Annotated in this window: 8 protein-coding genes; 6 read left to right on the top strand and 2 right to left on the bottom strand. The window is 68.2% G+C overall.

What is annotated here, in order from left to right:
- Positions 1 to 14: 14 nt before the first annotated feature.
- From SCAB_RS06825 to SCAB_RS06815, 3 genes are read left to right on the top strand one after another with little or no spacing between them, the layout of a single operon-like run.
- Complete coding sequence (locus SCAB_RS06825) at positions 15 to 2,255, top strand: ArnT family glycosyltransferase (RefSeq protein ID WP_037724136.1); 2,241 nt, start codon at positions 15 to 17, stop codon at positions 2,253 to 2,255.
- A gap of 51 nt (positions 2,256 to 2,306) precedes the next feature.
- Positions 2,307 to 3,050, top strand: a complete 744-nt coding sequence (locus SCAB_RS06820) for a response regulator transcription factor (protein ID WP_012999317.1) — start codon at positions 2,307 to 2,309, stop codon at positions 3,048 to 3,050.
- A complete protein-coding gene (locus tag SCAB_RS06815) occupies positions 3,047 to 4,582 on the top strand; it encodes a sensor histidine kinase (protein WP_012999316.1) in 1,536 nt (511 codons plus the stop codon). Before SCAB_RS06820 ends, SCAB_RS06815 begins: the two co-directional genes overlap by 4 nt.
- Before the next feature lie 568 nt (positions 4,583 to 5,150).
- Here the strand turns inward: SCAB_RS06815 and SCAB_RS06810 are convergent.
- Positions 5,151 to 6,758 carry an MDR family MFS transporter gene (locus SCAB_RS06810; RefSeq protein WP_012999315.1) on the bottom strand — a complete coding sequence of 536 codons (1,608 nt, stop codon included), beginning with the start codon at positions 6,756 to 6,758 and terminating at the stop codon, positions 5,151 to 5,153.
- A 45-nt stretch (positions 6,759 to 6,803) separates the two neighbouring features.
- Positions 6,804 to 7,346 (bottom strand): acyl-CoA-like ligand-binding transcription factor, encoded by a 543-nt coding sequence (locus tag SCAB_RS06805; RefSeq protein WP_012999314.1) that lies wholly within the window; start codon positions 7,344 to 7,346, stop codon positions 6,804 to 6,806.
- Between the two features lie 226 nt (positions 7,347 to 7,572).
- Here SCAB_RS06805 and SCAB_RS06800 point away from each other — a divergent pair, with 226 nt between their 5' ends.
- From SCAB_RS06800 to SCAB_RS06790, 3 genes are all read left to right on the top strand, one after another.
- Positions 7,573 to 8,790, top strand: a complete 1,218-nt coding sequence (locus SCAB_RS06800; RefSeq protein ID WP_158512224.1) for a sensor histidine kinase — start codon at positions 7,573 to 7,575, stop codon at positions 8,788 to 8,790.
- Complete coding sequence (locus SCAB_RS06795; RefSeq protein WP_012999312.1) at positions 8,787 to 9,461, top strand: response regulator transcription factor; 675 nt, start codon at positions 8,787 to 8,789, stop codon at positions 9,459 to 9,461. The genes SCAB_RS06800 and SCAB_RS06795 overlap by 4 nt, the downstream gene beginning before the upstream one ends.
- 196 nt (positions 9,462 to 9,657) lie before the next feature.
- On the top strand, positions 9,658 to 12,882 hold the full coding sequence (locus SCAB_RS06790) for an efflux RND transporter permease subunit (RefSeq protein ID WP_012999311.1): 3,225 nt from the start codon (positions 9,658 to 9,660) through the stop codon (positions 12,880 to 12,882).
- The last annotated feature ends 19 nt before the right edge of the window (positions 12,883 to 12,901 follow it).

Here is a 12,901-nt window from a genome sequence, read left to right as displayed (position 1 = left end):
GAGCGACTTCCGACATGAGCAATCCCACGCACCTCAAGCCCGTAACGGCCGCCTCAACACCCGACGATTCGCCTGCGTTCGTCCGCTCGCTGCCTGCCTGGGCTGCACCGGCCGCACTCGGAGCGATCCTCGTGCTCGCGGCCGTCCTGTACGGCTGGTCACTGGGCTCTCTGGAATGGGCCAACAGCTATTACTCCGCGGCCGTGAAATCGATGGGGAAGGGCTGGACCAACTTCCTCTTCGGCTCGTACGACCCGGCCGGGGTGGTCACGGTCGACAAACCGCCGGCCGCGCTGTGGCCGCAGGTGATCAGCAGCAAGATCTTCGGGCTGCACGGCTGGGCGCTGGTGCTGCCGCAGATGATCGAGGGCGTGGCCGCGGTCCTCGTCCTGCACCGCACCGTGCGGCGCTGGGCGGGGGAGGGGGCGGCGCTGGTCGCCGCTCTGGTGCTCACTCTCACGCCCATCACCGTGGCCATCAACCGGGACAACAACCCCGACACGCTGCTCGTCCTGCTGCTGGTGTCCGCGGCGTACGCGCTCACCCGCGCGTTGCAGGCCGAGGGCAGGACCGAGACCTGGTGGCTGTGTGCGAGCGGCTTCCTGATCGGGTGCGGATTCCTCACCAAAATGCTCGCCGCCTGGATGGTCATTCCCGCGTTCACTCTCGCCTGGCTCGTGGGAGGAAGCGGCCCCTGGATACCGCGAGTGCGGCGTCTGCTGGGCGCGGGGGCCATCCTGGCGGCGTCCTCCTTGTGGTGGGTCGCCATGGTCGCCCTGTGGCCGGGCGACCGCCCCTACATCGGCGGCAGCAAGGACGGCTCGGCCTGGGATCTCGTCATCGGCTACAACGGGCTGGGCCGGGTCTTCGGCTCGAGCGACGGGTCGTCCCAGACCATGGGCGGGTTCGGCGGCGGGTTCGGTGGCGCGTCCGGCCTGGGCCGGTTGTTCAACGCGCAGGTGGGCGGCCAGATCAGCTGGCTGCTGCCGGTCAGCGCACTGGCCTTGACCGTCGCCCTGGCCGGCGTGGTGATGCGCCGACGCGGCACGCTGTCCGCCGACGCCCTGCTGCCGGCCTCCGGCTGGCTGCTGTGGGGAACCTGGCTGGTGGTCTGCGCGGCCGTGTACTCGACACAGAAGGGCATCTTCCACCCCTACTACACCACCCAACTCGCTCCGGCGATCGCCGCCCTGTGCGGCGGACTGACCGCCACCCTGGTCCGTGTCCACCGTGCCGGCGTGCGCTGGGCGCCCCTGGTGGGCGTGGCCGCGGTCGTGGTCAGCGCGGTCTGGGCCGTGGCAGTGGTCCGCCGCGACTCCGACTGGAACGGCTGGCTGGTATGGCCGGTCCTGCTGCTCGGCTGCGCCGCGGTCGTCCTGCTGCTCCTCGCGCGGCGGCGCGGCCGGCTGCTGACGGTCGCCGTGGGTGCCGCCGTCGCGTCGGTCCTGGTGGCCCCGGGAGCGTGGGCGGTCAGCGTACCGGGCTCGACATCCGCGATGGGCGGCTCCAACCCGACGGCCGGTCCGATGACGTTCGGCGGGGGCGGCCGGATGCCCCGGCAGAGCGGGAACGACGGCGACCTTCCGTCGTCGGGGATGCCGTCGGGCTTCCCTGGTGGTGACGCCCCTTCGGGACAGTCCGGCCAGCCCTCCTCCGGCGATGTTCCTTCGGGAATGCCGTCAGGCATGCCGTCCGGTATGCCCACAGGGGGAGCGAACGGCATGCCCGGCATGTCCGGAGGCTCGACTTCGGGAGACAGCGGCATGCCGTCGTTCCCCGGCGGCGGTTCCGGGAAGGCCCCCAGCGGACGCGGTGGCTTCGGGGGCGGGGAACTCACCAGCGAGCAGCGCAAGATCCTCGACTACGCCGTGGAGCACGCACCCCAGGCCCGCATCAAGCTCGCCGTCGAAGGCGGTGCCATGGCGGCCAGCTCCTTCATCCTGGGCTCCGACGAGACCGTCATCGGCATGGGCGGTTTCACCAGCGGCGACAACGCGCCGTCGGTGGACGAGTTGAAGGAGTGGACGAAGAGCGGGGAACTACGCTATGTCCTGGGCTCCGACAGGAACAGCGGCGGCAGGCCGGGCATGACCGGGTCGGCTAACTACAGCAAGCAGCGTTCCGACTGGATCGCCGACAACTGCACCAAGGTTCCGGCATCGGCGTACGGCGGCACGTCGTCGAAGGAGAGCAGCGGTAGCGCGATGGGCTTCGGAGCAGGAGCCGACGTGCTCTACGACTGCGCCGCCAAATAGGCGACGCCGGAGCAACGGGGACCACCCGGGAGAACGGACCAGCATCACGTCATGACCGAGCAGTCCGCAACGACTCGTCCTCGACATCGGCTTCTCGTGGTCGAGGACGAGCCCAGCATCCGCACCCTGCTGGAGGCGACGCTCCGCCTGACCGGGTACGAGGTGAGCAGCACCGACACCGGACAGTCCGCCCTCGTCGAGGTCGAACGCCTGCGACCGCACCTGGTGCTGCTCGACGTGATGCTGCCGGACCTGGACGGCTTCGAGGTGACCCGCAGGCTGCGGGCGGCGGGTGACGAGTGTCCGATCCTGTTCCTGACCGCCCGCACCGGCACCGACGACCGCATCCAGGGCCTGAGCGTCGGCGGGGACGACTACGTCTCCAAACCGTTCAGCATCGAGGAGGTGCTGCTGCGCATCGAGGCCATCCTGCGCCGCACGGCACCGGTGGACGCGGCACTGCCACCACCGAGCGTCCTGCGCTACGCCGACCTCGAACTCGACGAGGGCGCTCACGAGGTGCACCGCGCGGGACAGTACATCGCCCTGTCCCCGACCGAGTTCAAGCTCCTGGCCTACCTCCTGTCCAACGCCGGCCAGGTGGTGAGCAAGGTCCAGATCCTCGACCACGTCTGGAGCTACGACTTCGCCGGTGACGCCAGGATCATCGAGACGTACGTCCGCTACCTGCGCAGGAAGATCGACTGCTTCGAGCCGCCGCTCATCCAGACCGTGCGCGGCGTCGGCTACTGCCTGCGGCTGCCCCGCGAGCACGAGGGGATGCCGGAGGAGTGATCCCCCGCCTGCCCCGGCCGCCCGGCTCACTGCGACGACGACTGATCCTCGGTGTCACTGTCCTTGCCACGGCGGCGGTCCTGATCTCCCAGGCCATCGGCTACGTGGTGCTCCGCTCCTGGCTGCTCGATCGCGTCGACCAGCAGCTGGTGGAGTTCCACCCCCCGGCCCCGGCCTTCTACGACGCCCTCCGTGGCGCTTTCCCCGCGCCGGCCGAGCGCCCGGACGTACTGCCGTCGGATTTCCACGTCTACTTCTACGACTCCTCCGGGCATCGCCTGAACAACTCCCTCGGCACGGAGGCAAAGCCGGGGCCTCGGCTGGCCGATCAGGCGCAGGACCTCGGCTTGCGGGACGGGCACCCGGAAACCGTGTCCGCCGTCAGCGGTGACGGCCGCTGGCGGGTGTTGGTCAATCCCGGCCCGGACGGCATGAGCGCGGTGGTCGCCCTGCCGCTCGACACCGTCGACGGCGCCACCTCGAAGCTGTTGTGGCTGAACGCCGTGCTGCTCGCTGTCACGATCGCCGGCCTGCTCGCCCTGGGCCGGTGGGTGGTCAGGCTGGGGCTGCTGCCACTGACCAGGACGGAACGTACTGCCCAGGACATCACCGCGGGCCGGCTCGACCTGCGGCTGCCGGACACCGACCCGCGCACCGAGATCGGACGGCTCGGCCGGGTGCTGAACTCCATGCTCGACAAACTGCAGACCGCCCTGCTGGCCCGAGAGGCTTCCGAGGCACGGTTGCGCCGGTTCGTCGCGGACGCCGGGCACGAACTGCGCACTCCGCTCACCGCCATCCAGGGCTACGCCCAGCTCGCGCTGCGTCCGGAGCGGCGCCCGGAGCGTGAGCTGCGGGAGGCCAACCGGTTCATCGCGCAGAACGCGGAGCGCATGAGCCTGCTCGTCGACGACCTCCAACTGCTCGCCACCCTGGACCGCGAACCCTCCTACCGAAAAGAACGGGTCGACCTGCTCTCGCTCGCGGCGGACGCGGTGAGCGCGGCCGCCGTCCACAGTCAGTCCCATCCCGTCGACCTCGGCCCGTTGCCCACTCCGGCAGATCCGGGCGGCACCGAGGAACTCGACGTGGCCGAGACCGTAGGCGACCCGCGCCGACTGGGCCAGATCCTGGAGAACCTGCTGTCCAACGCCCGCGTCCACACGCCGCCGGGCACCCGGGTCCACGTACGGGTGGGCACGACAGAGACCGGACCCGGAACGGGCGGCACCGACCGGCCGGGACGCACCTCCGCCTCGCCGCCGCTCCCGGAGCGCCTCCCGGTCAGCGTGATCGAGGTGGCGGACGAAGGACCGGGCCTCGCCCCCGTCGACGCCGAGCACGTCTTCGAGCGCTTCTACCGGGCCGACCCCGCCCGTTCCCGCAGCCACGGCGGGAGCGGCCTCGGTCTCGCCATCGCCGCGGCCATCGCCCAGGGCCACGGCGGCCGTCTCGAACTCGATACCGTCCCGGGCGAGGGCTGCACTTTTCGCCTGCTCCTCCCCGCAGCCGACTTCGGGCAGGGCCGTTGATGAGTCGGTGCCTTCGGGTGCCAGAGGTGATGCGCGGTGCTCGCGCCGGTGCGGGCGTCCGACGTTCCGACAGACCGTCGGCCACGCCGCGTCATGGCTGCGCCGAGGGTTGTCAGGCGCCGGCGGCGGGCGGCTCCGGGGCGGTCCGCCGTCGGCTGGGCTCCTGCCGCCGGGGCTGGTGCAGAGCTCTCGTCCTTGGCCGCGGCCTGATCGACGCGCGGGTAGCGCGGCAGCAGGAAGATCAGCAGGAGAGCGCGTTGAAACGATCCCCAGGGGTCGCGGGCGCGTCGACTGCCGCAGCAAGCACAGTAGCCCCTGCGTTGCAGGGCTCTGGAAACAGCACCAACTCGGCCGAGACAGGACCAAACGCTCAGTAAGTGCCGGCGAATGGACGGGAGCGACCAGGGCCCTTCTTCTTGGGCCCATCCAGACCACAGGTATTTCACGGTGATCGCGCCGTCGTCCCACTGGATGGCGACCGCTACAGGAAGCTCCGGCCAACGGGCCCTGGTCGAACTCAGCGACGCCTCTTCAACGGTGCGCCGGGCGGTCACTCCGCTCTGCAGCTTCATTTCCGTGTCATGGCCGCTGCTCCAGCCTCGGGCTCGCAGTCACCGCCGCCCGGAATCGCCTGATCCATTTTGGGCCCATTGCTGCCGCCCAGCTTCTTCTCCGGGAGGAGAAAAGCGAGTACGAGGCCCAGGGCGAACAACGGCGCCATGTATCGGAACACCGGGGTCAATGCCTGCTGATAGGCAAGGATCACGGCGTTCTGCACCTTGTCCGGCAGAGCGTGGACGAGAGTCGGCGTCAATGAGTCGGTGGATCCCACCACCTTGGCGTCCGCAGTGGAGAGTCGATCGGCGAGCTGGTCAGTCAGGCGGTGGGTGAACACGGCGCCGACTGCGGCGGTGCCCAGGGTGGCTCCGATCTCGCGGAAGAAGTTGTTGGCGGAGGTGGCTGTGCCGACGTCACTCGGCGGGAAGGCGTTCTGCACAGCCAAGACGAGGTTCTGCACGATCAGGCCAACACCCGCGCCCAACAGGAACAGGTAGCCACAGACGACAACGATCGAGGTGCTGGTGTCGAGCGTGGACATGAGCAGTACGGTGACGCCGACGACCGCGGTGCCGAGGATCGGGTAGATCTTGTAGCGTCCAGTCCTGCTGATCAGCTGGCCCGACGGGAGGGCAGTGGCCATGATGCCGACGACCATGGGGATAAGCAGCAGTCCGGACTCGGTCGCGGTCTTGCCGTACACCATCTGCAGGTAGGTCGGCATGTAGCCGACGGCTGCGAACATCCCGACACCGATGACGACCATGCCGAGCAGGGTGGCGATGCTGAAGATCCGGTTACTGAACAGCCGCAGCGGGATGATCGGTTCAGCCACGCGGCTCTGGGAGAACAAAAACAGGGCCCAGGCCACGACGGCGCCGACGGCGAGGCCGAGGACGAGCGGGTCGGTCCAGGCGTAGTCAGTGCCGCCCCAGTCGGCGACGAGTACGGTGCAGGTGACGGCGGCGGCCATCAGCGCGATACCGACGTAGTCGATCGCGACCCTGGTGCTACGGCGGGGTAGGCGCAGCGCGAACGCTGCGACTGTGAGGGCGAGCGCGCCGAGCGGCAGGTTGATCCAGAAGGCCCAGCGCCAGCCGATGCCATCGGTGAACCAGCCGCCGAGCAACGGCCCGACGACCGAGGCCAGCCCGAAGACGGCGCCCATCGGAGCCATGTACTTGGCGCGTTGGCGCGGCGGCACCAGGTCGGCGATGATGGCCTGCGACGTGATCATCAGGCCTCCGCCACCGAGACCCTGCACGGCACGGCCGATGATCAGAACGGTCATGTTCTGCGCCATTCCCGCGGTTGCGGAGCCGACGATGAAGACAGCGATGGCGCCGAGGAAGAGTGTCTTGCGGCCCATCAGATCGCCGAGGCGGCCGTATACGGGCATGGCGATGGTGGCGGCGAGGATGTACGCGGTGGTCACCCAGGCCATGTGGTTCACGCCGTGCAGTTCACCGACGATGGTCGGCAGCGCGGTGCTGACGATGGTCTGGTCAAGCGTGGCGAGCAGCATCGCGGTCATCAGGCCCGCAAATATCAGGCCGAAGTGTTGCGGAATCCCGGAGGAGCCCTGCTCCTCCTTCTCCGCCGGGGTCGGTCCACTCATGAAGGGTTCCTCAATTCGATGGGGGAACGTCGCACAAGGACGGGCTCAGTCGGCCGACAGGGCGTGCAGGAGATCCAAGGCGCGTTCCACGTACGGAATCGGAGAGTCGTCCGTGGCGCTTCCCGGTACTGCACGCGCCCAGCGCTCCAGACCGCTGCGCACCGCGGTCAGCGCGACGGCGGCGATCAGGCTCGGCACCTCGTCGTCCGGCCGCTGCCCCATCCGTTGGGCGACCACGTCGGCGATGGACCGCTGAAAGCCGTCGATACGTGCCAACATCGCGGCCAGTACGGGGGGATGGCTGTCCGCCAGCGCGAACACGTCGTGCATCAGCGCCCGCTCGGGCGGGTTGTCGGTCATCTCCCGCACGAGCAGTTGGGTCACATCCGCGAGCACGGTCCGGGGAGATGCGACGCCGGCCGCGACAAACTCCGCGGCCAGGGCCGGGGGCACCTCCTTCGGCCCCAGCAGCAGGGCCTCCTCCTTGTTAGGGAAGTAGTTGAAGAAGGTGCGGGGTGAGACCCCGGCCTCCGCGCTGATCATGTCGACCGTGACCTTGCCGAAGCCGTGTTTCCGGGCAAGCCGCAAGGCGGCTGTGTGGATTTCACGCCGTGTCTCGCGGCGCCGTCGGTCGCGCAGACCTTCACCTGGGGATGCCATGCCGCAATTCTTGCATATTCTGCAAACTTTGCGGACTACGCAAGATGTGAAGCTCATGACTCGCCCGGGCTGCCAGGCATACCGCCACCGCAGTAGAGACGGATGCCGCAGCTGGGTGACGAGCCGCCGTCGTGGCGCTGCCTACGCTGTTCATATGCGAACGATCGGCCAACTTGGCCGCGCGGCGGTCCGAAACCGACCAGGAGAGGCGCGCCTCGTCGGCTACGTGGCCATGGCATCTTTGGTGACCGCGTGCGGCGATCCCAACCGCTTTCCCCAGTGGCCCAGCCTGCTGGACATTGCATTCGCCTGTCTGGCGAGCATCGCGTTGCCGGCCCGAGGTCGCAGTGCGCTCGGCGTGCTTGTGACGGTCTCCGGGTTGTCCGTGGCCTACCAGGCCTGTGGGGGCCCGTTCTTTCCCGCGCTGCCGCCGCTCATGGTCGCCCTGTACACGGTCGCGCTGCACTCCGGTCGGCGTCAGGCATGGACCGCTGCTGCCCTCACGGTGACCGCCATGGCCCTGGCGGCCGCGTTCTTCCAGCCAGGCCCGTTGCTGGGGCCACAGCGCGTGGGAGCCGTCGCGTGGATGGGGCTGGCCACAGTCGTCGGCGACTCGGTCCGTAACCGCCGCGCCTACGTCCGGGCCCTTGAGGAAAGGGCAGAACGAGCCGAACGGACGCGCGAGGAGGAGGCCGCCCGCCGCGTGGCCGGTGAACGAATGCGGATCGCCAGGGAACTTCACGACGTCGTCGCGCACGAACTCACGCTGATCAACGCCCAGGCTGGGATCGGCGTCCATGTCGGAAGGAACGATCCGGTTCAGATGGCCGAGCTCCTTGAGGCCATCAGGGACGGTTCGAAGGGCGCGCTCGGCGAGCTGCGTTCCATCGTGGGACTCCTGAGCCAACCCGGGGACGCGGTGGCGCCACGCGAACCGAGCCCAGGACTCGTTCGGCTGGAGGATCTCGTGATCTCTTTCGACCGAGCCGGCCTGCGCGTGGACGTGGACCGTGACGGACCGGAACGGGCGACACCGTCTGCGGTGGATGTGGCGGCCTATCGGATCGTGCAGGAAGCGCTGACCAACGTGCGCAAGCACGCGGGCGTGGACGCTGCCGGGGTACGGCTGCGCTACAGCCACGACGTGCTGCACGTCACCGTGGAGAACGACGGTGACCCTCTACGGCCCCAGAGCGAAGGCGACAGCACGGGTCGCGGCCTGATCAGCATGCGCGAGCGAGCCGCCGCAGTGGGGGGAAGCACGGTGATCGGCCCACGCCCCGGCGGCGGATTCGTCGTGGAGGCATGGTTGCCGTTGAGCAGCGCGCAGAGCACGGAACGTGAACGAGTGAGGAACGAGGGCGCCCGATGACGATCCGGGTCCTGCTGGCGGACGATCAGGCGCTGCTGCGCGGCATGCTCAGACGGCTTGTCGACAACACTCCGGGCATGGAGGTGGCCGGCGAGGCAGCGGACGGTGCCGAGGCGGTCGAGCTCGTACGGGCTCAGGGCGCGGACGTGGTCCTCATGGACATCCGGATGCCCGGAACCGACGGCATCGAAGCCACTCGGACCATCACAGCTGATCCCGCCCTCGGCGAAGTGAAGGTGCTGGTCCTGACCACGTTCGAGATCGACGAGTACGTTGCGGAGGCGGTCCGGGCGGGAGCGAGGGGTTTCATCGGCAAGGGCGCCGACCCGGAGGACCTGCTGGCGGCGATCGAGACCGTCGCGGCCGGCGAGCCCATGCTGTCAGCAGCGGCAACGGCCGCCCTCATGGGCCGTTTCCAGGCTCACGCCCCGCGCAACTGGGCGAAGGAGACTGAGCGCTTGGCGGAACTCACGCCACGAGAGCGCGAGATGTTGGTCCTGGTGGCGAGCGGCCTGACCAATGACGACATCTCCGAGCGACTGCAGTTGAGCCGACACACCGTCAAGACGCATGTCAACCGGGCCATGACCAAGATCGGTGTCAGTGAGCGGGCGCAGCTTGTGACGATCGCCTACGAGAGCGGATTGGTGCAGCCGGGCGACATGCTCTGATACCGCGTCCGGCCCCCGAACGCGGTAGGCGGCTGTATGCATAACGCGCCCGCGGTAGGCGCAAAGCACCGCGGGTGGCTGACGACCGGGCGACCGGACGCGAGAGAGGCTGGGGCAGGTCGCCGGAGGCCAGGCGAATTCGGCCATGAGGCGACTCGCACGACTCCGTCCATTCCCAGAAATGAGACCTGTCTCGATGTCCTGGCTGTCTCGGATCAGTCTGGCCAACCGCAAGTTGGCCGCATTGATCACGATCATCGTCGTTGCCTTCGGGGCGTACGCCGCCTCGTCCCTCAAACAGCAGCTGATCCCTAACATCTCCTTCCCCGCGGTCACCGTGACCGCCACCTATGCGGGAGCCTCGCCGCAGGTGGTGGAGGACCAGGTCGTCAAGCCGATCGAGGACGCCGTCAAAAGCGTCGACGGGGTCGAAACGGTGACCTCCACGTCGAGGCAGGGCTCGGCCTCCGTCCAGCTGCAGTTCGACTACGACGCTGATGTCGACACCAAGGCGAACGACGTCCAGCAGGCGCTCTCGAAGAGCTCCGCGAGCCTGCCCGACAACATCGACCCCGAGGTCCAGAAGGGCAGCAGCGACGACCAACCGACCATGACGCTGGCCGTCACCTCCGACGAGGATCAGCAGGACCTGGCGAAGGTGCTCGAGGACAAGGTTGTCCCGGAGCTGAAGGCCGTCGACGGGGTCAACCAAGCCACGGTCACCGGTGAACGCGACCGGAATGTCGTCATCACCCCGGACTCCGGCAAACTTCAGGACGCCGGCCTGACCGTCCAGTCGATCAAGAGCGCGCTGACGTCGAACGGCTCCACCTCGCCCGGCGGATCCGTGAACTCCGACAAGAAGTCGCTCAGCATCCAGATCGGCGGTGCCCTGACCTCCGTACAGCAGGTCAAGGACCTGTGGCTGAGCGCGGAGACCGGCGCCGGCAGCGCCTCGGGGGCGAGTGGTCCCGGCGGCGCCGCGGCAGGCACGTCCTCGACCACGGGTTCCACGGGTTCCGGTTCCTCCAGCCCGGTGCAGCTCAAGGATGTAGCGACGGTCGAGCTCAAGGACTCCGACGCCACCACGCTCACCAGGACCAACGGCAAGGAGAGCCTCGGCGTAGCAATCACGATGGACCAGGACGGCAGTTCGTCGTCCATCTCCCAGGACGTCCGCGGGAAGCTGTCCGGCCTGGAGAAGGACCTCGGCCACCATTCGCGGATAACCGTGGTCTCCGACAACGGCCCGCAGGTTCGGCAGGCCGTCGTCGGCCTGTTCGAGGAGGGCCTGCTCGGTCTGCTGATGGCGGTCGTCGTGATCGTCGTCTTCCTGCGCTCCGTCCGCTCCACCCTGGTCACGGCCGTCTCGATCCCGTTGTCCCTGCTCATCGCGCTGATCGCGCTGTGGACGAAGGACTACTCGCTCAACGTCCTCACCCTCGGAGGCCTGACCCTGGCGGTCGGGCGGGTCGTCGACGACTCGATCGTGGTCCTGGAGAACATCAAACGCCACCTCGGCTACGGCGAGGACAAGCGCACCGCCATCCTGACGGCGGTGCGCGAGGTATCCACCGCGGTCACTCTCTCCACTCTCACCACGGTGGCGGTGTTCGTGCCCATAGCCCTGGTCAGCGGCCTGGTCGGGGAGTTGTTCGGACCGTTCTCGATCACCGTCGTGGCGGCGATGCTGGCATCCCTGCTTGTCTCGCTCACTATCGTGCCCGCGCTCGCCTACTGGTTCCTCAAGCCACCGAAGGAAGCCGAGGCCGCCGACCCCGAGGAGTTCCGCAGGAAGGTTGAGGAGGAGGAACGAAGCGGCACCCTGCAACGGGCGTACGTCCCCGTCATCGACTGGGCCATTGGCCACCGCAAATCCGTCCTGGGCATCGCGGCCGCCCTGCTCGTCTTCACGTTCAGCCTGACTGCAGGCCTCAAGACGAGCTTCCTCGGCGACTCCGGCTCGAACTCCGTGAGCGTTACCCAGACCCTGCCCGAAGGCAGCAGCTTGCAGGCTACCGACGCCGCAGCCAAGAAGGTTGAGAAGGTCATCTCCGCTGTCGACGGGGTTGACTCCTACCAGGTCACCATCGGCTCCTCGGGCGGCTTCGCCGTCATGGGCGGCGGCAGCAGCGCCAACAGCGCCTCGTACAGCATCGCCGTCAAGGACGGGGCTGATTCGTCGGCAGTCGAGGACACACTGCGGGACAGGTTCCACGCCCTCAAGGGCGCCGGCGACCTGACGGTCGGATCCAACAGCGGCTTCGGGTCCAACAACTCCATCCAGGTCGATGTGAAGTCCGACGACGACGCGAACCTCAAGACCGCCACCGACAAGATCGAGAACGCGCTCAAGGGCCTCAAAGAGGTCACCGACGTCAGCAGCGATCTCTCCACGCAGTCACCACAGATCAGCATCCGGGCCAAGGGTGAGGAAGCTGCCTCGTACGGACTGACCGACACGAGCATTGCCTCAGCCGTGAGCGAGGCTGTGCAAGGCAGCACCGTCACGCAGATCACCGTCGACGGCTCGGCACGCGACGTGCTCGTCAAGACCACCTCCACCGCACCGAACAGTGTCAGCGGCCTTGAGGCGCTGAAGATCTCGACATCTCACGGGGAGGTCCGGCTCGACAAGGTCGCCACGGTCACGCAGACCCAGGCACCCACCAAGCGCCAGCGCGTCGATGGTTCCGGTGACGCCGCTGTCACCGCCACCCCGGCCGGAGACAGCACAGGCACTGCCAGTGCGAAGGTGCAGCAGGCGATCGACAAGCTCGACCTGCCGTCCGGCGTGACCTACGAGATGGGGGGCGTGACAGCCAGTCAGGGCAGTGCCTTCAGCCAGCTCGGCTTGGCCATCCTGGCCGCGATCGCGATCGTCTTCCTTCTGTTGGTCGGAGTCTTCCGCAGCATCCGCCAGACCCTGGTGCTGCTGGCCTCCATCCCATTCGCCTTCACGGGTGCGTTCGCCCTGCTGCGCATCACCAACACTCCGCTGGGCGTGGCGGCGCTGATCGGCATGCTGATGCTCATCGGGATCGTGGTCACCAACGCCATCGTGCTGATGGACCTCGTCAATCAGTACCGAGCCCAGGGCATGAGCGTCCAGGAGGCCGTGCGCGAGGGCGGACGACGCCGGCTCCGCCCGATCTTGATGACCGCGTTGGCGACCATCTTTGCGCTCCTGCCGATGGCCCTCGGCATCACCGACTCGGGCGGCTTCATCTCCACGCCGCTAGCCGTGGTGGTCATCGGTGGCCTCTTCAGCTCCACCCTGCTCACCCTGGTGCTCATCCCGACCCTCTACACAATGGTCGAGACCCGCCGCGAGCGCCGCACACAACGCCGTGCCCGCCGGGCCGCGCGAAAGCCCGCGCCAACGGCACAGGAGAACTCCACGCTGCAGCCGCAGCCGTAGCAGCTCAAGAAGAAGAGGT

Source organism: Streptomyces scabiei 87.22 (genome assembly GCF_000091305.1).
GTDB classification, from domain to species: domain Bacteria; phylum Actinomycetota; class Actinomycetes; order Streptomycetales; family Streptomycetaceae; genus Streptomyces; species Streptomyces scabiei.
The sequence above is the reverse complement of the archived record's forward strand: the minus strand, read 5'-3'. Positions and strand labels throughout refer to the sequence as shown.